The organism is Pseudocitrobacter faecalis (assembly GCF_965231525.1).
GTDB lineage: Bacteria > Pseudomonadota > Gammaproteobacteria > Enterobacterales > Enterobacteriaceae > Pseudocitrobacter > Pseudocitrobacter faecalis.
This window is the reverse complement of sequence record NZ_CBDDNJ010000002.1, coordinates 3,959,263-3,977,417: the sequence shown is the minus strand read 5'-3', so window position 1 is coordinate 3,977,417 and position 18,155 is coordinate 3,959,263. Positions and strand designations below refer to the sequence as shown.

21 protein-coding genes are annotated in these 18,155 nt (G+C 54.0%); 11 read left to right on the top strand and 10 right to left on the bottom strand.

The genetic code is table 11. The features are described 5' to 3' along the window. Nucleotides 1-23: 23 nt before the first annotated feature. From rpsF to ACOXYR_RS19315, 5 genes are all read left to right on the top strand, one after another. The gene (rpsF, locus tag ACOXYR_RS19335; RefSeq protein WP_015966190.1) at nucleotides 24-419 is read left to right on the top strand and encodes a 30S ribosomal protein S6; all 396 of its coding nucleotides are present in this window, start codon (nucleotides 24-26) and stop codon (nucleotides 417-419) included. Nucleotides 420-425: 6 nt separating this feature from the next. After that, entirely contained in the window at nucleotides 426-740 is a 315-nt protein-coding gene (gene priB / locus ACOXYR_RS19330; protein WP_015966189.1) for a primosomal replication protein N, read from the top strand. A gap of 4 nt (nucleotides 741-744) precedes the next feature. After that, on the top strand, nucleotides 745-972 hold the full coding sequence (gene rpsR / locus ACOXYR_RS19325) for a 30S ribosomal protein S18 (RefSeq protein WP_000135199.1): 228 nt from the start codon (nucleotides 745-747) through the stop codon (nucleotides 970-972). Nucleotides 973-1,013: 41 nt separating this feature from the next. After that, nucleotides 1,014-1,463, top strand: coding sequence for a 50S ribosomal protein L9 (gene rplI, locus ACOXYR_RS19320; RefSeq protein WP_015368607.1), 450 nt, complete (start codon nucleotides 1,014-1,016; stop codon nucleotides 1,461-1,463). A 143-nt stretch (nucleotides 1,464-1,606) separates the two neighbouring features. After that, the gene (locus ACOXYR_RS19315; protein ID WP_108476141.1) at nucleotides 1,607-2,539 is read left to right on the top strand and encodes a DMT family transporter; all 933 of its coding nucleotides are present in this window, start codon (nucleotides 1,607-1,609) and stop codon (nucleotides 2,537-2,539) included. A gap of 38 nt (nucleotides 2,540-2,577) precedes the next feature. Here the strand turns inward: ACOXYR_RS19315 and ACOXYR_RS19310 are convergent, their stop codons facing one another. Further along, a complete protein-coding gene (locus ACOXYR_RS19310) occupies nucleotides 2,578-3,231 on the bottom strand; it encodes a LysM-like peptidoglycan-binding domain-containing protein (protein WP_108476142.1) in 654 nt (217 codons plus the stop codon). 231 nt (nucleotides 3,232-3,462) lie between these two features. Between ACOXYR_RS19310 and fklB the strand changes: the two genes are divergently transcribed. From fklB to ACOXYR_RS19295, 3 genes are all read left to right on the top strand, one after another. Beyond that, nucleotides 3,463-4,083, top strand: a complete 621-nt coding sequence (gene fklB / locus ACOXYR_RS19305; protein WP_015966186.1) for a BamJ family beta-barrel-assembly machinery protein — start codon at nucleotides 3,463-3,465, stop codon at nucleotides 4,081-4,083. A 311-nt stretch (nucleotides 4,084-4,394) separates the two neighbouring features. Beyond that, the gene (gene cycA, locus ACOXYR_RS19300) at nucleotides 4,395-5,801 is read left to right on the top strand and encodes a D-serine/D-alanine/glycine transporter (RefSeq protein ID WP_108476144.1); all 1,407 of its coding nucleotides are present in this window, start codon (nucleotides 4,395-4,397) and stop codon (nucleotides 5,799-5,801) included. A 270-nt stretch (nucleotides 5,802-6,071) separates the two neighbouring features. After that, entirely contained in the window at nucleotides 6,072-6,224 is a 153-nt protein-coding gene (locus tag ACOXYR_RS19295; RefSeq protein WP_108476145.1) for a Hok/Gef family protein, read from the top strand. 69 nt (nucleotides 6,225-6,293) lie between these two features. Here ACOXYR_RS19295 and ytfE read toward each other — a convergent pair whose 3' ends face one another. From ytfE to ACOXYR_RS19275, 4 genes are all read right to left on the bottom strand, one after another. Continuing rightward, complete coding sequence (gene ytfE, locus ACOXYR_RS19290) at nucleotides 6,294-6,956, bottom strand: iron-sulfur cluster repair protein YtfE (RefSeq protein ID WP_421355697.1); 663 nt, start codon at nucleotides 6,954-6,956, stop codon at nucleotides 6,294-6,296. 95 nt (nucleotides 6,957-7,051) lie between these two features. Continuing rightward, on the bottom strand, nucleotides 7,052-8,029 hold the full coding sequence (locus tag ACOXYR_RS19285) for a DMT family transporter (RefSeq protein ID WP_421355696.1): 978 nt from the start codon (nucleotides 8,027-8,029) through the stop codon (nucleotides 7,052-7,054). 75 nt (nucleotides 8,030-8,104) lie between these two features. Then, nucleotides 8,105-8,929 (bottom strand): AraC family transcriptional regulator, encoded by an 825-nt coding sequence (locus ACOXYR_RS19280; RefSeq protein WP_421355695.1) that lies wholly within the window; start codon nucleotides 8,927-8,929, stop codon nucleotides 8,105-8,107. An 81-nt stretch (nucleotides 8,930-9,010) separates the two neighbouring features. Beyond that, entirely contained in the window at nucleotides 9,011-9,859 is an 849-nt protein-coding gene (locus ACOXYR_RS19275) for an SDR family oxidoreductase (protein WP_421355694.1), read from the bottom strand. 88 nt (nucleotides 9,860-9,947) lie between these two features. Here ACOXYR_RS19275 and ACOXYR_RS19270 point away from each other — a divergent pair, with 88 nt between their 5' ends. Next, nucleotides 9,948-10,328 carry a winged helix-turn-helix transcriptional regulator gene (locus ACOXYR_RS19270; RefSeq protein ID WP_421355693.1) on the top strand — a complete coding sequence of 127 codons (381 nt, stop codon included), beginning with the start codon at nucleotides 9,948-9,950 and terminating at the stop codon, nucleotides 10,326-10,328. A gap of 111 nt (nucleotides 10,329-10,439) precedes the next feature. Here ACOXYR_RS19270 and ACOXYR_RS19265 read toward each other — a convergent pair whose 3' ends face one another. Beyond that, nucleotides 10,440-12,383: a bifunctional 2',3'-cyclic-nucleotide 2'-phosphodiesterase/3'-nucleotidase gene (locus ACOXYR_RS19265; RefSeq protein WP_421355692.1), complete on the bottom strand. Its 1,944-nt coding sequence runs from the start codon at nucleotides 12,381-12,383 to the stop codon at nucleotides 10,440-10,442. Nucleotides 12,384-12,601: 218 nt separating this feature from the next. Between ACOXYR_RS19265 and cysQ the strand changes: the two genes are divergently transcribed. Then, the gene (gene cysQ, locus ACOXYR_RS19260; protein ID WP_421355691.1) at nucleotides 12,602-13,345 is read left to right on the top strand and encodes a 3'(2'),5'-bisphosphate nucleotidase CysQ; all 744 of its coding nucleotides are present in this window, start codon (nucleotides 12,602-12,604) and stop codon (nucleotides 13,343-13,345) included. Here the strand turns inward: cysQ and ACOXYR_RS19255 are convergent. After that, nucleotides 13,335-13,892, bottom strand: coding sequence for a YtfJ family protein (locus tag ACOXYR_RS19255; protein ID WP_350435395.1), 558 nt, complete (start codon nucleotides 13,890-13,892; stop codon nucleotides 13,335-13,337). The two genes, cysQ and ACOXYR_RS19255, sit on opposite strands and share 11 nt — an antisense overlap. A gap of 324 nt (nucleotides 13,893-14,216) precedes the next feature. Between ACOXYR_RS19255 and ACOXYR_RS19250 the strand changes: the two genes are divergently transcribed. Continuing rightward, complete coding sequence (locus tag ACOXYR_RS19250; RefSeq protein WP_015966176.1) at nucleotides 14,217-14,423, top strand: DUF1107 domain-containing protein; 207 nt, start codon at nucleotides 14,217-14,219, stop codon at nucleotides 14,421-14,423. Nucleotides 14,424-14,488: 65 nt separating this feature from the next. On the opposite strand, the gene paeA is transcribed toward ACOXYR_RS19250, so the two are convergent. The 3 genes from paeA to ACOXYR_RS19235 all read right to left on the bottom strand — a co-directional run bounded on the left by paeA (nucleotide 14,489) and on the right by ACOXYR_RS19235 (nucleotide 18,079). Beyond that, nucleotides 14,489-15,829 carry a polyamine export protein PaeA gene (paeA, locus tag ACOXYR_RS19245; RefSeq protein WP_108476154.1) on the bottom strand — a complete coding sequence of 447 codons (1,341 nt, stop codon included), beginning with the start codon at nucleotides 15,827-15,829 and terminating at the stop codon, nucleotides 14,489-14,491. Between the two features lie 149 nt (nucleotides 15,830-15,978). Then, the gene (locus tag ACOXYR_RS19240; RefSeq protein WP_421355690.1) at nucleotides 15,979-17,001 is read right to left on the bottom strand and encodes a Gfo/Idh/MocA family protein; all 1,023 of its coding nucleotides are present in this window, start codon (nucleotides 16,999-17,001) and stop codon (nucleotides 15,979-15,981) included. 10 nt (nucleotides 17,002-17,011) lie between these two features. Further along, entirely contained in the window at nucleotides 17,012-18,079 is a 1,068-nt protein-coding gene (locus tag ACOXYR_RS19235; protein WP_113858108.1) for a Gfo/Idh/MocA family protein, read from the bottom strand. Nucleotides 18,080-18,155: the final 76 nt, after the last annotated feature.

Sequence of the window (18,155 nt, the reverse complement as noted above, 5' to 3'; positions counted from 1 at the left end):
AATAATCCGTAAGGAGCAATTCGATGCGTCATTACGAAATCGTTTTTATGGTCCATCCTGACCAGAGCGAACAGGTTCCGGGCATGATCGAGCGCTACACTGGTGCAATCACTGCAGCAGAAGGTACGATCCACCGTCTGGAAGACTGGGGCCGCCGTCAGCTGGCTTATCCGATCAACAAACTGCACAAAGCTCACTACGTTCTGCTGAACGTTGAAGCGCCGCAGGAAGCGATCGATGAGCTGGAAACTAACTTCCGCTTCAACGATGCCGTTATCCGCAGCATGGTTATGCGTACCAAACACGCTGTTACCGAAGCATCTCCGATGGTTAAAGCGAAAGACGAGCGTCGTGAACGTCGCGATGATTTCGCAAACGAAACCGCAGATGATGCTGAAGCTGGGGATTCTGAAGAGTAATTTCTGATGACCAACCGTCTGGCGCTGTCCGGCACCGTGTGCAGGGCTCCCCTTCGAAAGGTCAGTCCATCAGGAATTCCTCACTGCCAGTTCGTGCTTGAGCATCGTTCTGTGCAAGAGGAAGCCGGTTTTCACCGGCAGGCGTGGTGCCAAATGCCCGTTATTATTAGCGGACACGAAAACCAGGCCATTACTCACAGTATAACGGTCGGTAGCGCAGTCACCGTTCAGGGTTTTATCTCTTGCCACAAAGCAAAGAATGGCCTGACAAAAATGGTTCTGCATGCCGAGCAGATTGAATTGATAGATTCTGGAGACTAGCCATATGGCACGTTATTTCCGTCGTCGCAAGTTCTGCCGTTTCACCGCGGAAGGCGTTCAAGAGATCGACTATAAAGATATCGCTACGCTGAAAAACTACATCACCGAAAGCGGTAAGATTGTCCCAAGCCGTATCACCGGTACCCGTGCAAAATACCAGCGTCAGCTGGCTCGCGCTATCAAACGCGCTCGCTACCTGTCCCTGCTGCCGTACACTGATCGTCATCAGTAATCGGTCACGGTCCATTAATACGACTTTGAGAGGATAAGGTAATGCAAGTTATTCTGCTTGATAAAGTAGCAAACCTGGGTAGCCTGGGTGATCAGGTTAACGTTAAAGCGGGCTATGCTCGTAACTTCCTGGTACCACAGGGTAAAGCTGTTCCTGCTACCAAGAAAAACGTTGAGTTCTTCGAAGCACGCCGTGCTGAACTGGAAGCTAAACTGGCTGACGTTCTGGCTGCTGCTAACGCACGCGCTGAAGCAATCAACGCACTGGGCACCGTTACCATCGCGTCTAAATCTGGCGACGAAGGTAAACTGTTCGGTTCCATCGGTACTCGCGACATCGCTGATGCAGTTTCTGCTGCTGGCGTTGCTGTTGCTAAGAGCGAAGTTCGTCTGCCGAACGGCGTTCTGCGTACCACTGGTGAGCACGAAGTTGACTTCCAGGTTCACAGCGAAGTATTCGCTAAACTGGTTGTAAACGTTGTTGCTGAGTAATTAATTACTCATCACCACGACAAGACGCCGGCCCTGTGCCGGCGTTTTGCTTTTTATCGCCCCGCGTTAATGCTGGTATGGTAGCTATTTCTCATACAATCCATGATAATAAATGAAACGTTATTTTAACTCTGGTGTATGGAATGGAAACTGCCTGCCCGGCTCCTGTCTTTGCCCGTAAACATGTTGCATATGCCTGCGCAACGCTATGTTGCCTGTTATGGGGAAGTTCTTACCCTGCCATCAAAAACGGTTATGAACTCTTTCACATCGCGACTGACGACATTCCGTCGAAAATTGTCTTTGCTGGCTATCGGTTCCTGTTTGCCGGGCTGGTATTGCTGCTTTTCGCGCTGGCACAGCGTAAACCTATCGCACGCCTGAGCGGTCGCCAGTTCGGTCAGCTCACGCTGCTGGGGCTCACGCAAACCTCGATTCAGTACGCCTTCTTCTACATCGGACTTGCGTTTACTACCGGTGTGAAAGGCTCAATCATGAATGCGACAGGCACTTTCTTTAGCGTGCTGCTGGCGCACTTTATCTACCAGAATGACCGCCTGAGTTATAACAAAACCATCGGCTGCGTGCTGGGCTTTATCGGCGTGATGCTGGTGAATTTCAACCACTCGCTGGCGGATTTCAGCTTTGTCTGGCAGGGCGATGGTTTTGTCGTCCTGGCCGCCTTTATCCTGTCGGCGGCTACGCTCTATGGTAAGCGTATCTCACAAACGGTCGACCCGACGGTGATGACGGGCTGGCAACTGGCAATCGGTGGTGGCGCGTTAGTCGTGGGCGGCTATCTTACGGGCGGCCATCTGGCGATTGAGAGCACAACGGCGCTGGCTATTCTCGCCTATCTGGTGTTCCTCTCCTCCGTCGCTTTCGCCCTATGGAGCGTGATTCTCAAATACAACCGCGTCAGCATGATTGCACCGTTTAACTTTGTCATTCCGGTTGCGGGGACGGTGCTTTCGGCTATTTTCCTCGGCGAAAATATTCTTGAAGTGAAATACGCCGTGGCTCTGGTGTTGGTGTGTTCGGGGATTTGGTGGGTAAATAAAGTCAGCAAGAAATAAGGTCAGCCCGATGATGCCGTTATCATCGGGCGAGTAAATTACCGCGCGCGAATAAAACTGCCGTTCGGCTGGCGAGTAAACAGCACTTGTCCATTTCCGGTATCAATGGTTAGCCCCGTTACGACACCGCTGGCGTTCTGGCGAATTTGTACCATCTGACCGTTTTGTAGATTACTCAGCGGCTTGCCTGCACCCTCCACCTGTGCCATTGCGTAAACATCCGTTGCCGGAAGATTATGGTCGCGGAACAGTTGCGCCAGCGTTTTACCCGATTCTACCCGATAGGATCGCCATTGTTGGTCGATGCCCTGATTCTCCTGGAACGGCTGCGTTTGCGGCTGGCTCTGCGCCTGTGGCTGCTCTTGCTCCTGCGGCTGTTCTTCAGGAATGGGTTCCGGTTCAACGGGGGCAACCAGACCGGGATCGTTGCTCGGCGTCACCAGTTGCGTTTGCATTGGCGCGTTATCGGGCTGTGGGCGTGATTGTGACTGCACATCGAGCTGCGCAGTGCGGCTTACCGGATCGGGCGTAGTGTCGTCGTTGGACGGCAGCAGAAAGCCGATGACCACCGCCAGCGCTGCAATAATAATGCCACGGCGGTGCATGGTCGGTAGCGGATCCATGATGCGAAGATTATCCGGCGCATGCCAAATCTTCACCAGCGTAGGTTTCAACTCAAATCGCCCGGGCATGGTTTTCCTCCTGCTCCGCGTCTTTTATTATCCTCGTCACGAGTATAGCTGGCTAACTGCCTGAACGGCGAGGCAAAGCGCGCTTTCGCAACACATCCTAAGGCAAGATCATTCTCTCAGCCTATTGTTTCTTTTTCCCCGCGATTTGTCATCTTTCCTGACACAAAGTTTACCGTACAGAGCATGGCTGTTATGCTGCCCGCTACTTTATACCCGAAGAAAGGAAAGACAATGGCCACCCCGACTTTTGACACCATCGAAGCACAGGCAAGCTACGGCATCGGCCTGCAGGTAGGACAGCAACTGAGCGAGTCCGGTTTGCAGGGTCTGCTGCCGGAAGCACTGGTTGCCGGCATCGCCGACGCGCTGGAAGGCAAACAGCCTGCCGTGCCGGTTGAAGCGGTACACCGTGCGCTGCGTGAAATCCACGAACGTGCTGATGCGGTGCGTAAAGAACGTTTTGCGGCGATGGCGGCAGACGGTGTGAAATACCTGGAAGAAAACCGTGAGAAAGAGGGCGTAAACAGCACCGAATCGGGTCTGCAGTTCCGTGTTCTGACTCAGGGTGAAGGTGCAATTCCGGCGCGCACCGATCACGTTCGCGTGCATTACACCGGTAAACTGATCGACGGAACCGTATTTGACAGCTCCGTTGCCCGCGGCGAACCGGCTGAATTCCCGGTTAATGGCGTCATCGCAGGCTGGATCGAAGCGCTGACCCTGATGCCGGTTGGCTCCAAATGGGAACTGACTATTCCTCATAACCTGGCCTACGGCGAACGCGGCGCTGGCGCGTCCATCCCGCCGTTCAGCACCCTGGTCTTTGAAGTCGAGCTGCTGGAAATCCTGTAAGCTTCTGTCATCCCCTCTCCTTATGGTGAGGGGATGATTAAAATCAGTGGTTAATCCTTAAGTTAGACATTTGCTGGCGTTTTATCTTGCAAATACATCTATTGCGTGTATTTTTGTGACGTGTTTCCCATAGTTGGAGTGATATAACACTCACTTTTAACATATAATTAACATTATATTCAAATCATAGTATTCATCCCGCCGATTCTTACCTAATATCGAGTCATCCTATTATGGGATCGTCTCATTAGATGAAATAAAGGCCACAAGAGCCTGCACAACACAGACAGAACCAACAGGAAGAAAATCACATGGTAGATCAGATAAAAGTCGCAGCCGACGAAGAACAGGCTCCGGCCGAACAATCGCTGCGGCGAAACCTTACTAACCGGCATATTCAGCTTATTGCAATTGGTGGCGCAATTGGTACCGGGCTGTTTATGGGTTCCGGAAAAACCATTAGCCTTGCCGGCCCATCGATTATTTTTGTTTATATGATAATCGGCTTCATGCTCTTCTTCGTGATGCGTGCGATGGGCGAACTGCTTTTATCCAACCTCGAATATAAATCTTTCAGCGACTTCGCCGCCGACCTGCTTGGCCCATGGGCGGGCTATTTCACCGGCTGGACTTACTGGTTCTGTTGGGTGGTCACCGGCATGGCCGACGTTGTGGCGATAACCGCCTATGCGCAGTTCTGGTTCCCTGGGCTGTCGGATTGGGTCGCGTCGCTCGCCGTTGTTGTGCTGCTTCTGAGCCTGAACCTCGCTACCGTGAAGATGTTCGGTGAGATGGAGTTCTGGTTTGCGATGATCAAAATCGTCGCCATCGTGGGGCTAATTGTTGTGGGCCTGGTGATGGTGCTGATGCACTTCCAGTCGCCAAACGGCACCGAAGCTTCCTTTGCACACCTTTGGAATGACGGTGGCTGGTTCCCGAAAGGCATTAGCGGCTTCTTCGCTGGCTTCCAGATAGCGGTCTTCGCCTTCGTGGGGATCGAACTGGTGGGGACAACGGCTGCGGAAACGAAAGATCCGGAAAAATCCCTGCCGCGTGCGATCAACTCGATTCCGATTCGTATCATCATGTTCTACGTCTTTGCGCTGATCATCATCATGTCGGTCACCCCGTGGAGTTCTGTGGTGCCTGAGAAGAGCCCGTTCGTTGAACTGTTTGTGCTGGTCGGTCTACCGGCCGCGGCAAGTATCATCAACTTTGTGGTGCTGACATCAGCGGCATCTTCCGCAAACAGTGGCGTGTTCTCAACCAGCCGTATGCTGTTCGGCCTGGCACAGGACGGGGTAGCGCCGAAAGCGTTCGCTAAGCTCTCTAAACGCGCGGTACCGGCGAAAGGGCTGACCTTCTCCTGTATCTGCCTGCTGGGCGGCGTGGTGCTGCTGTATGTGAACCCAAGCGTGATCGCGGCGTTTACCATGATCACCACCGTCTCTGCGATCCTGTTTATGTTCGTGTGGACGATTATTCTGTGTTCTTACCTGGTCTACCGCAAACAGCGTCCGCATCTGCACGAGAAATCGATCTATAAGATGCCGCTGGGTAAAGTAATGTGCTGGGTCTGCATGGCGTTCTTTGCGTTCGTAATCGTTCTGCTGACGCTGGAAACCGATACCCGTCAGGCGCTGATCGTCACCCCGCTGTGGTTCGTGATTCTGGGGCTGGGCTGGATGTTCCTGAGAAAGAAAGCCATCGCTAAATAAGCGGATGGAAAATGTTAAAAAGGTGCTTAACGGCACCTTTTTTTATGCCCGTCTAAACGTATTCCGAAAATTATATTTGGCTGTATAAATAAACAGTGTTTTGCGCGGCGAGGGGTATGATTGCTGGCGGGTGCCTGAGGCTTTCTGACTTCAGGCTACTGCGGAGGTCGGAGAGAGGAGGCCCCAGGAAGATGTTAACTATCAACCTGAGGCTGACTACCCGACCCTAACAATCGGATAGTAGCCTCTTCTTCGCATGGAGGCAACGCGATGCTGACAAAATACGCCCTTGTGGCAATCATAGTGCTCTGTTTTACGGTGCTGGGATTGGCGTTAATGATGGGAGGTTCGCTCTGCGAATTGAGCGTCAAGGAGCGCGGTATTGAGTTTAAGGCTGTTCTCGCTTGCGAAACGAAGAAATAGCCGTTATGCGGGGAGCAATCCCCGCATAGTCGGATCCGATTCCTGGGAGAGGAACCTAAGGCACCTTTTTTATTCACCCGCCAGCGCGCGCGGGAACAGCACGTTGTTTTCGAGGCTGATGTGTTCCATCAGATCGTCGATCATTTCATTGATGCCGTTATACATCGCTTTCCAGGTGGTGCAGGCTTCGGGTGGAATGGTGACATTATTGGTGGTGTGCTTAATCACTTCCAGCAGTTCACCCGCTTCATCGTGCTCGCTTTCCATTACGCTGATGGGCCCCATCGCCTGGCTGCCCATGCCCTGTTTGATCATCGGGAACAGAATCTGCTCCTCTTTCATCATGTGGCTGGAGAGCTCCTGATGCAGCATCGTCAGATATTTAGCCAGCCCTTTTGGCACGTTTGGTTTATCGGCGTGTACGCGTTCAACTTTGGTGGCCTGTAAAATCAGTTCCGGCAGTTGTTCACGGTGGCGATCGTGGTAGCGTGGAATAATGTAATCGATGATTTCACCCAGCGGAGCGGTACGCCAGTCCTTCTCAATCGGCTGCTCAGCCAGTTTTGCCAGCTCAGATTCAATCACTTCAACGTCGAGTTCTTTGCGAGCCGCAGCGCGAGCCAGGGTTTGCTTACCGCCGCAGCAGTAGTCCATATCGTATTTACGAAACAGCGCGGATGCGCGTGGGATGGAGAGCGCCAGCTCACCTAAAGGTTGGTCGCGAAAGGCCATGGTCGTTACCTCGTCATCGATAATATAAGATGCATTTTAAATGCATCTTTATGGCGAAGATATACCCCTTTGGGGGTGTTTCGTAAGATGCGCGATCACATATTTTTTGCCTCTTTGCTCAGCTCCCGCAGCGCTGGCTTAACGGGCTTTGCCCGTACCGCAATCACCACGCCCAGCACCAGCAAGGCAATGCCGCTCAGGGTCAGCAGCGGCGGTACGTTCTGGCGAAGTATGAAGGTATAAAGCAACCCGGCCAGCGTCTCGAACACGATAAGCGGCCCAAGGATCACTGTAGGTAAACGCTGGCTGGCGATATTCCAGCACAGCGCGCCCACCCATGAGCAGAGTACGGCGATGGCAATCATCAGTGTGATAAAAACGAGCGGACGTGGGCCAAACGGCAGCGGAAAACCTTCAGGCTGGGTGCTCAGCCAGCTGCAGGCGGCAACATAACCCAGCAGCGACACCGGCAGTGTCACCAGCGCCTGTGCGGTGGCCCACATCATCGGATGTTTATCCGGGTTTTCGCGCAGCCAGCGCGCGTTACGCAGGGCATACCACGCCCAACACACAACCGAGACTAACGCCAGCGCGATACCCGATGCGTAGCGTATCCAGTTAAAGTCCTGCAAGCCGTGGCTTAACTCGGCGATATTCACGCACGCCAGACCAATACCAATACAGATAAGCGCCGGAGCCAGTTTTGACCAGGCGAGTTTGCCGTCGCGCTGGCTATAAAGAAGATTAGCGAAAACGGGAATGACGACGGGCAAGGTACCGATGATCATTGTTGTTACGGGCGCGCCGGTGCGCTGAATGGCGCCTGCCAGACACACGTAGTAAATCAGATTCCCCATCATGGTCAGCGCCAGTGCGGTAAACCAGTCGCGCCGGTTGAGCAGTTTTAACCGCGCGCGGCCCAGCCATGCCAGCGGTAAGGCGATAAGCCCCAGCGCCAGATAACGCCCGGTCGATTGCAGCACCGCAGGATATTCCGGCACGATCAACGGCCCGACAAAAATTAACCCCCACATTAATCCCGCCAGCAGAGCGTACAGCACACCACTAATCATTTTTACATCCACATTGACCACTGTTTGCCACAGTGTAGGCGGGCGCAGGGCGGGAATATTGTACAGGATTGCGCATTAGCGCCGGGAAACCTGTTTCTGGTAGCGCACCGGGGTAATCCCATACCGACGGGTAAAGGCGCGGGTGAGATGCGACTGGTCGGTTAATCCGGTTGCTGCAGCCACTTCCGCAGCAGGCATACCGTGGGTCAGAAACGCTTTTGCGCGCCACAGGCGGATCGCCATCAGCATTTGATGCGGAGTGACGTGGAAATGCGCTTTAAACTGGCGCTGAAAATGATACGGGCTTAGCGCCACGACTTGCGCCAGTTCGTCGAGTGTCACGGGCTGCATGTAGTTATCGTGCAGATAGTCGCGAACCTGGTCGAAGCGATGGCTGGCTTCCGCGTTCTGCGGCGCGTGGTGGGCGAAGGGGCGGAAGGTATCAATAAGATCGAGCAGAACGCCTTGTTGGGCCAGCGGATCGCGGGTATGCCACAACTGATATATCTGCTGGCCGATAAGCTGCGAGCGCTGCGGGTCATGGCGCAACACATCGCTAAACCACCAGTGACGAACGCCGGTGATCTCTTCAAGCTGCGTCGGGTCGAGGTAAATCATGCGATAACGCCAGCCGTCGGCAGTTTCCGCCTCACCCGTATGGAGTTCGTCGGGGTTCATGGTGACAATCGAGTTCACCGACGCGACATACTGGCTGCCGCGATAGCGAAAACGCTCCGCGCCCTGCTCAATAGTACCGATGCCGAAGGCTTCATGCGTATGTGGTTCGAAAGCGTAGCGGGAGATATGCGCGTGATACAACTCAACCCCCGGCACCTGTGCCAGGTGCCGGAAGTTGGCGCTATCTTTTTCGTCTGTGAAGTGGTCAGGTACGCCCTGCACGGCTTGGCTCCTCCGGTATCATCTCTTCATTATCGAAGATGACCCGGAAGGGCGCTATAAAATTTAACCCATGAGTAACCTTCACAGGATGTTTTTGACGCTCTCAGCAAGCGTGGTGGTCGGGCGGCCAATCAGTTTGCTCAGCGTTTTGCTGTCATCAAACAGACCACCTTTCGATGCGCCCGTATCGGAATCCGCCAACATGTCCGCCAGGCCAGCCGGCAGCCCGACGCCTTTCAGCGCAGCAGCGAAATCGGCTTCGCTCAGGTTCTGGTAGGTCACCGGTTTGCCGCTCTGTTTGGTCAACTCTGCCGCTAACTGCGTCAGCGTCCAGGCGCTGTCGCCTGCCAGTTCATACACCTTGCCTTCGTGATCGGCTTCGCTAATGACACGCGCAGCGGCGGCTGCATAATCGGCACGTGTCGCTGACGCAATTTTGCCGTCGCCCGCCGCGCCAATAAATACACCGTGTTCCAGCGCTGCCGGGGCGCTGGCGAGATAATTCTCGGTGTACCAGCCGTTGCGAAGTAGGGTGTATGCGATGCCGGAATCGGCCAGCATTTTCTCTGTTGCAACATGTTCCTCGGCGAGGCCGAGCGGTGATTTATCTGCGTGCAGCAGGCTGGTATAAGCGATAAATTTCACGCCCGCAGCCTTAGCGGCATTTATGACATTGCGGTGCTGGGTCGCACGCTGACCGACTTCGCTGGAAGAGATCAGTAGTAGTTTCTCCACACCCTGAAGGGCTGACTTCAGCGCGACCGTATCGCCGTAGTCGCCCTGGCGAACGTTAATACCTTGTTCGGTCAGCGCCTGCGCTTTTGCCGGGTTACGCACAATCGCCACAATAGTGCTGGCGGGAACGGTTTTCAGTAAGGATTCGATAACATGGTGGCCCAGTTGGCCGGTAGCGCCGGTAATTGCGATCATGGGGAGTCTCCGTCTGTTTGTCTTGTGTTTGATTACGCTAACACCAAAGCTTACTTTTAGTAAGTACGCACAAAAAGGTAAGTATGAAATGAGTCAGGTGAGCCTGTCGCAGCAGCTTAAAGAGGGAAATCTCTTCGCCGAGCATTGCCCGTCGCGTGATGTGTTGAAACATGTCACCAGCCGCTGGGGCGTATTGATTCTGGTGGCGCTTCGCGAAGGTACGCATCGCTTTAGCGATTTGCGCCGCAAAATGGGCGGGGTGAGTGAAAAGATGCTCGCCCAGTCGTTACAGGCGCTGGAGCAGGATGGTTTCCTCAACCGTGTTTCTTATCCGGTGGTACCGCCGCATGTGGAGTATAGCCTCACGCCGCTGGGCGAGCAGGTAAGCGAGAAGGTCGCCGCGCTGGCCGACTGGATTGAACTGAATTTGCCAGAGGTGCTGGCTGGGCGGGATGAGCGTGTGGGCTGATGCCCCTCACCCCGGCCCTCTCCCACAGGGAGAGGGAGAAAACTGGCGCAGAACGTTAATACCGCACTATCGGTTCCCTCTCCCTGTGGGAGAGGATTAGGGTGAGGGACATTACTTCCTCAAATCCACCTGATAAACCGCAAACCCGATATCATCGGTCGCCACCTGTTTCATCGGGTACTGTGCCTTCTCTTTAATAAACGCCGCTGCTTTCTCAGATGGCGAGGTTTCAAAGCGGATATCCAGCGCGGCCTTGCTGGCAATCGGCGCTAAGCGCCAGTTGTTATCCGCTGCCGGGTGAATGGCACCCGCGCGTTTCGATTCGGCACTTATCCAACTGGCCAGTACGGAGCGGTTCTCGTCCGGCGAGGCAAACGCGATATGTCCGTCGCCCGTGCCCGCGAACTTCCCGCCGTAGGCACGGTAGTTATTGGTCACCACCAGGAACGTTGCGTTCGGGTCGATCGGCTTCCCGTTAAATTTCAAATCCTTCACGCGTTCCGCTTTTGGGTTCACCGTCTGACATTCGCCATCGTAGCGTGCCGGTTGGCTGACATCAATTTGATACGTCACACCGTCAATAACGTCAAAGTTATAGGTGCGGAAGCCATCCCAGTTGATGAGCGACTGCGGTTTCGTGCTGGTTGGGTCAATCTGGTTAAACTGTCCGGCGGAACACTCCAGCCACTCCTTAACCTCTTTACCGCTGGCTTTCACCACGACCAATGTGTTCGGATAGAGATACAGATCGGCGGCGTTACGGAATGTCAGTTGACCTTTCTCGACCTCGACATAGCTCGCCGGGTCGTTCTTACGTCCACCGGCTTTAAACGGCGCGGCGGCGGAAAGCACCGGCAGTTTTGCCAGATCCGGATCGCCCTGAATATAATGCTCGACGTAGGCTTTCTGCGCCATATTGACGACCTGTACGGTCGGGTCGTCCTGCACCAGCGACAGGAAACTGTACATATTGTCGGACGATTTTCCGATAGGCTTGCTGACAAACTCGCGTGTGGCGTCGTGATCCGCTTTTAAAATGTCAACCAGCTTATTGTCTTCCGCTGCCAGCGATTTTTTCGCCGCCGTATCGTAGATGGGGCGTGCTTCCGCTTTCGACGACGTCACCTGCCACTTGCCGCTGTCGTTATTCAGCACCAGATCGACAACGCCCAGATGGTCGCCCCACATCCCCGGCATCACCGCAGGTACACCGTTCAGCGTCCCTTTACCAAGGTCGACGCCTTTGATATCTGCAAAATCTTTCCCCGGAAAAACGGCGTGCGCGTGGCCAAACATAATCGCATCGACGCCCGGCACTTCACTCAGGTAGTAAACGGAGTTCTCGGCCATCGCCTGATACGGGTCGGCTGAAAGCCCGGAGTGAGCAATTACTACCACCACATCCGCGCCGTTTTTACGCATCTCTGGCACATAGCGGCGGGCGGTTTCAGTGATGTCGTTAACCGTCACTTTGCCGTCAAGGTTGGCTTTATCCCAGGTCATGATTTGCGGCGGGACAAAACCGATATAGCCGATACGCAGCGTATGTGTTGCGCCGTCGTTATCTTTCACCGTGGTTTCTTTTATCAAATAAGGAGTAAAAAGCGGCTTCTTGCTCTTAACATCGATGATATTGGCGTTAATGTACGGAAATTTTGCACCGGCGATGGCCTTATGCAGGAAGTCCAGCCCATAGTTAAACTCATGGTTCCCCAGGTTTCCCACCACGTAATCGAGCGTGTTCATCGCCTTATAAACCGGATGGATATCCCCGGCTTTTAAGCCTTTTGCTGCCGCATAATCACCCATTGGGCTACCCTGAATGACATCGCCGTTATCAACCAGCACGCTATTTACTGCTTCCGCGCGGGCGGCGTTGATCAGGCTGGCCGTGCGGACCAGTCCGAATTTCTCTGTCGCAGAATCTTTGTAATAGTCGAAATCCATCATATTGCTGTGCAAATCAGTGGTTTCCATAATGCGGAGATCGACCGTGGCGGCATTGACGCTGGCGGCAATCAGCGTGGCCAGGAGCGTTGCGCTAAACTTAATCATCGGGAGGCGTCCTTTTCAGATCCAGGGCACATAAGAAAATGTATGTACATTCTATTGCTTACGAGAATGTGAATCATGCCAGAAAAGGATGAGCGGAAACCGGCAACGCTTCACAGATATCCTGACCCGGCGGTGCCGATGGGCATGGCGCAATGCGTGACGATGCGATATAAATAAAACAACGAGTTAACACCACTGTAATTTTAACGAGGTGGAGAATGTTAGAACAAGTATGTCAGCTTGCACGGAACGCGGGCGATGCCATTATGCAGGTTTATGATGGAGCGCTACCGATGGACGTTGCCAGCAAGAAAGACGATTCTCCCGTCACGGCAGCGGATATTGCAGCGCACCATGTGATTGTTAACGGCCTCAAGGCGCTGGCGCCTGACATTCCGATTTTGTCGGAAGAGGACCCGCCGGGCTGGGATGTGCGTCAGCACTGGCAGCGTTACTGGCTGGTGGATCCACTGGATGGCACTAAAGAATTTATTAAGCGCAACGGCGAATTCACCGTCAATATCGCCCTGATTGAGCACGGTAAGCCGGTGCTGGGCGTGGTGTACGCGCCGGTCACGAAGGTGATGTACAGCGCAGCGGAAGGCAAAGCGTGGAAAGACGAATGCGGCGTGCGTAAGCAAATTCACGCCCGCGATGCCCGCCCGCCGCTGGTAGTGATCAGCCGCTCACACAGTAACGATCCGGAACTCGCGGAATATTTACAACAACTGGGTGAGCATCAGACCACCTCTATCGGCTCCTCGCTCAAGTTCTGCCTGGTGGCGGAAGGGCAGGCACAGCTTTACCCACGCTTTGGGCCGACCTGTGTCTGGGATACCGCAGCAGGGCACGCGGTGGCCGTTGCTGCCGGGGCGCGGGTTCATGACTGGCAGGGGAAAACCCTTGACTACACGCCACGTGAATCCTTCCTCAACCCCGGCTTCCGCGTCGCTATTTTTTAAGTAATTTATGCAGCAGGGTCACCACCTGCTGCACTTCGTCCTGGGATAAGGCCCCATCTTTCGCCCACTGTACGCGGCCATCTTTATCCAGTACCGCAATGGCTGAACTCTCTTCTTCCAGTTGCCAGGCTTTCTTCACCACGCCGTTGCTGTCGACCACAATCTGCGACCACGGGAAGAGCTTTTTATTGCTCTCCAGACTGTTACGCACAAACATGCCAGTGCCCGGAATGGCATCGTCGGTATTAACAATGGTGGTAGTTTGATAACGATCATGGGGTAATTTCGCCGCTTTAATGGCTTCTATCAGCCCGGCATTCTTCTCTTTGGCAGAGGTGCGCCCGGCAATATGTTGCACCACTCGCACTTTTCCAGGAAGCTGCGCGCTATTCCAGTTTTTGTAGCTAAACTTATCATTGTCGAGCATCAATTCACCGCGATCGGCAACGCCTACCGCAGGTACGCGTTCCCCCTCTTTAAACGCGTGAGCGGACGCCATCAACGGCATTAACAGGCATGAAATGGCCAACAGAGAACGTAAGGTCATGGTGTGTCCTTCTTTTTATGCAGGTGATCCGACCACTTGGCCGATGCTTTTAAGCATAAGTGCTATTGATATGTTTTTCCCGCAAGGTTAGTGCCACTTTGTGGGGGAACGCACATAACCGCAGTAAATCGAAGGCTTATACTGTATTCATCGTATAGCTGAAAAGAAAATTCTCAATTATTGTAATAAAAAGGTAAATAAAGCTCCCTATACTAGGGTAGCTCTGTGGTTATGGACTATAGTTAACGGGTATTTAACATTGCGCCCCGGAGCGTTGAACCAAATTTGGAATCAACAAGGGCGTTATACTCGCAGGAGATAAGAATGAAAATTTTCCAACGCTACAACCCGCTTCAGGTGGCAAAGTACGTAAAAATCCTGTTCCGTGGACGGTTGTACATCAAGGACGTTGGTGCTTTTGAGTTTGATAAGGGGAAAATTTTGCTCCCCAAGATTAAGGACAAGCAGCACTATTCTGTGATGTCCGAGGTCAACCGCCACGTTATGCGTCTGCAAACCGAGATGGCATAACGGCAGCTAGCGGCAGAAAAGCAAACGGCTCCCAATGGGAGCCGTTGATGTTTTCAGAGACGTGTTTAAGCCGCTGTACCTTTCTCTTCGATTTCAGCCTGTTTTGGCACTAACACCGTCGGCTTATTATCGATTCGCGTGACCAGCAACTGGTCGATGCGGTAGTTATCAATATCCACCACCTCGAACTTGTAGCCGGAGAACTTCACTGCATCGGTGCGTTTCGGGATTTTACGCAGCATAAACATCATGAAGCCGCCGATGGTTTCGTAGTTGCCAGACTGCGGGAAGTCGTCGATATCCAGCACGCGCATCACGTCGTCAATCGGCGTGCCGCCGTCGATGAGCCATGAGTTTTCATCGCGCGCCACGATCTGCTCTTCCAGACCCTGGCCGACCAGGTCGCCCATCAGGGTGGTCATCACGTCGTTCAGAGTGATGATACCCACCACCAGCGCGTATTCGTTCATGATAACCGCGAAGTCTTCACCCGCCGTTTTAAAGCTTTCCAGCGCTTCAGAAAGGGTAAGCGTGTCCGGCACAATCAGGGTATTGCGGATCTGCACGCCGCTGTTCAGCGCCATACTCTGGTTTGCCAGCACGCGGTTCAGCAGATCTTTCGAATCGACATAACCAATGATGTGGTCGATATCTTCGTTACACACCAGGAACTTAGAGTGCGGATGCTCGGCCACTTTGTTTTTCAGGCTCTGCTCATCTTCATGCAGGTCAAACCAAATCACGTTCTCGCGCGACGTCATGGAAGAGGGCACAGTACGTGATTCCAGCTCAAACACGTTTTCAATCAGTTCGTGTTCTTGTTTACGCAGCACACCCGCCAGCGCGCCTGCTTCCACCACGGCATAAATGTCATCAGAGGTGATGTCATCTTTACGCACCATCGGCAGTTTAAAGATACGGAAGATGACGTTAGCGAGGCCGTTGAAGAACCAGACCAGCGGACGGAAGACCAGAAGACAGAAGCGCATCGGGTTGATGATGCGCAAAGCCACGGCTTCTGGCGAAATCATACCGATGCGCTTCGGCGTCAGGTCGGCGAACAGAATAAACAGGCCGGTCACCAGCGAGAAGGAAAGGATAAAGCTCAGCTGCTCGGCGAGCTCAGGAGACATGTAATTTAAAAACAGGCTGTGGAACGCCGGTGAGAATGCCGCATCGCCCACGATACCGCCGAGAATGGCGACCGCGTTAAGGCCAATTTGCACCACGGTGAAGAACATACCGGGGTTTTCCTGCATTTTCAGGATGCGTTGCGCATTCACATTGCCTTCATCGGCCAGCAGCTTGAGTTTGATTTTACGGGAGGCAGCCAGCGAGATCTCAGATATCGAGAAAAAGGCGCTGACGGCAATCAGGCAAAGTATTACTAAAATACTGTTTAACATATCTTATCCGACCGTTAAGGCCAGATCCTCGGAAGGGAAGTTGAACGTCGTGTGGAATACACTAAAAACCGGCCCGAAGGCACTGGACCGGCGAATTCGCAGCTAGTATAGCGTAAAAGAGTGTAAATTCGCCAGTGGGCGAGTTTTGCTTAACGGGGAAGGTCTATCCAGCGGCGCTGCGCCGAGGATTGATAAAGGGCGTTGACCATTTGCAGCGAGACCGCCGCATCGTGAATATCGGCCCCACCGTACTGCGTCGGGTCGAGGAGTGCCGCGTAGAAATCGTTGATGGCCTGGCGGTGGCTATCGCCCCAGTAGCGTTTAACGTTGCCGTGCGGCAGTTCATCGTTAATGAGTGCCGTGCGTTGTTCATCAACGACCTGCCAGAGTGTATTGCTTTCCAACTGGAGAAAACCGCGCTCAAAATGGATCTCCAGCGCCAGCGGGGAATCGGTGGTGTAGCAGTTGGTGGCGTAGAAAATGCCGCGCGCGCCGTTGTTAAACGCCATCGTTGCCATCGCTGAATCTTCGGTTTCGATAAGCGATTCAAGCAGGCTCGTTTCCACCACGCCCTTAATGCGCCGCACGCCGCCAGCAAACCACTGCATCAAATCCAGCGTATGAATCGCCTGATTAATTAACAGGCTGCCGCCTTCCGTGGCCCAGCGGCCACGCCATGGGCTGTCGTTATAGTACGCGCCGTGGCGATGCCAGGTGAGGTTCGCTTTGATGCTCAACATGTTGCCAAGCGTTCGATCCTGAATAATCTGGCGGATGCGCTGGCTGGTGGGGTTTAGGCGATTCTGGTAGCAGACCGCAAGCTGCGTATCGGCACGCTCGACGGCAGCCTGGATCTGCGCCAGTTCACTCCCATTCATGACGACAGGCTTTTCACTAAAAACGTGTTTGCCCGCCGCCAGTGCGGCGATGATCATCTCCCGGTGCAGGTGATGGGGTGTACAGATGTGCACCACATCGACCTTCGCATCGGCCAGCAGGTCGCGGTAGTCGGCGTAAAAGCGGCAATGATACTTTTCTGCCAACGCCCGGCCCTTGTCGACATCCGTATCAACAAGTGCGTACAGCCGGGCTTGCGGATGCTGGCGTATCGGCTCTGCATGACAACCGTGAATAGCGCCAGCGCCGATGATCGCGGCATGAATGGGTTCCATAATGCCTCCATTAGGCCTGTGCATTGGCCAGCATTTGCGCCTTCACGCACAGCTCGGCGGCTTTAAACGTGTGTTCCTGGGTCATGGCATTTTCGGTGCGGTTCAGGCAATCGAGAATCAACTGGCCGAAGTAGGGGAAGCCCACTTTACCCGCCACCGGATAGCGGAATTCGCCCTCTTTGTTGACCAGATAAACCACATCCTGCTCCTGACGGGTAATATCGACATACTTGCGAATTTCGATATAGCCGTCGGTGCCCAGCAACGTCAGGCGACCGTCGCCCCAGCTTGAAAGGCCGTCTGGCGTAAACCAGTCGCAGCGGAAATAGCCGGTTGCACCGTTATCGCCCGCCAGCATCGCGTCGCCGAAATCTTCAAACAGCGGATACTGCGGATGATTGACGTTGCGCACCTGGCTTGCCACCACGCGCGCGTTGCGGTTGCCGGTATAAAAGAGGAATTGCTCAATCTGGTGGCTACCGATATCGCACAGAATGCCGCCGAATAGCGCTTTATCGTAGAACCATTCCGGGCGGCCTTCGCCTTCGCGATGCGGCCCAACGCCCAGCGTTTGCATTACGCGGCCAATCGCCCCTTGTTCCACCAGTTGCCCGGCGAAGACGGCGCTTTCAACGTGCAGACGCTCGCTGTAATAGACCGCGTATTTACGCCCGGTTTCCCGCACTTTGCGTTTTGCCTGTTCCAGTTGTGCCAGGGTGGTCAGCGGCGCTTTATCGGTGAAATAATCTTTGCCTGCATCCATCACTTTCAGGCCCAGCGGGCAGCGCTCGCAAGGCACGGCAGCACCTGCAACCAACTGCACGCTGGCGTCGTTAAGAATGGTTTCCAGAGCGTCAGCCACCTTCACCTGCGGATACTGCTCGACAAATTTTGCCACTTTAGCCGGGTCGGGATCGTACACCCACTTCAGCGTTGCGCCTGCTTCAATCAGGCCGTTACACATGCCGTAGATGTGGCCGTGGTCCAGCGCGGCGGCGGCAATGATAAATTCGCCCGGTGCAACGACCGGCTGCGGTTTGCCCACCGGGGCGTAGTTCATACCGTCTTTGATGCTCATTGTTGTGTTCCTTTATGGCTGCGGTGCAGGGCTTTCCCCTCACCCTAACCCTCTCCCACAGGGAGAGGGGACCGGT

Coding starts and splice junctions, on each gene's coding strand:
- rpsF (WP_015966190.1), top strand. CDS start 24: ATGCGTCATTACGAAATCGTTTTTATGGTCCATCCTGACCAGAGCGAA.
- priB (WP_015966189.1), top strand. CDS start 426: ATGACCAACCGTCTGGCGCTGTCCGGCACCGTGTGCAGGGCTCCCCTT.
- rpsR (WP_000135199.1), top strand. CDS start 745: ATGGCACGTTATTTCCGTCGTCGCAAGTTCTGCCGTTTCACCGCGGAA.
- rplI (WP_015368607.1), top strand. CDS start 1,014: ATGCAAGTTATTCTGCTTGATAAAGTAGCAAACCTGGGTAGCCTGGGT.
- ACOXYR_RS19315 (WP_108476141.1), top strand. CDS start 1,607: ATGGAAACTGCCTGCCCGGCTCCTGTCTTTGCCCGTAAACATGTTGCA.
- ACOXYR_RS19310 (WP_108476142.1), bottom strand. CDS start 3,231: ATGCCCGGGCGATTTGAGTTGAAACCTACGCTGGTGAAGATTTGGCAT.
- fklB (WP_015966186.1), top strand. CDS start 3,463: ATGGCCACCCCGACTTTTGACACCATCGAAGCACAGGCAAGCTACGGC.
- cycA (WP_108476144.1), top strand. CDS start 4,395: ATGGTAGATCAGATAAAAGTCGCAGCCGACGAAGAACAGGCTCCGGCC.
- ACOXYR_RS19295 (WP_108476145.1), top strand. CDS start 6,072: ATGCTGACAAAATACGCCCTTGTGGCAATCATAGTGCTCTGTTTTACG.
- ytfE (WP_421355697.1), bottom strand. CDS start 6,956: ATGGCCTTTCGCGACCAACCTTTAGGTGAGCTGGCGCTCTCCATCCCA.
- ACOXYR_RS19285 (WP_421355696.1), bottom strand. CDS start 8,029: ATGATTAGTGGTGTGCTGTACGCTCTGCTGGCGGGATTAATGTGGGGG.
- ACOXYR_RS19275 (WP_421355694.1), bottom strand. CDS start 9,859: ATGATCGCAATTACCGGCGCTACCGGCCAACTGGGCCACCATGTTATC.
- ACOXYR_RS19270 (WP_421355693.1), top strand. CDS start 9,948: ATGAGTCAGGTGAGCCTGTCGCAGCAGCTTAAAGAGGGAAATCTCTTC.
- ACOXYR_RS19265 (WP_421355692.1), bottom strand. CDS start 12,383: ATGATTAAGTTTAGCGCAACGCTCCTGGCCACGCTGATTGCCGCCAGC.
- cysQ (WP_421355691.1), top strand. CDS start 12,602: ATGTTAGAACAAGTATGTCAGCTTGCACGGAACGCGGGCGATGCCATT.
- ACOXYR_RS19255 (WP_350435395.1), bottom strand. CDS start 13,892: ATGACCTTACGTTCTCTGTTGGCCATTTCATGCCTGTTAATGCCGTTG.
- ACOXYR_RS19250 (WP_015966176.1), top strand. CDS start 14,217: ATGAAAATTTTCCAACGCTACAACCCGCTTCAGGTGGCAAAGTACGTA.
- paeA (WP_108476154.1), bottom strand. CDS start 15,829: ATGTTAAACAGTATTTTAGTAATACTTTGCCTGATTGCCGTCAGCGCC.
- ACOXYR_RS19240 (WP_421355690.1), bottom strand. CDS start 17,001: ATGGAACCCATTCATGCCGCGATCATCGGCGCTGGCGCTATTCACGGT.
- ACOXYR_RS19235 (WP_113858108.1), bottom strand. CDS start 18,079: ATGAGCATCAAAGACGGTATGAACTACGCCCCGGTGGGCAAACCGCAG.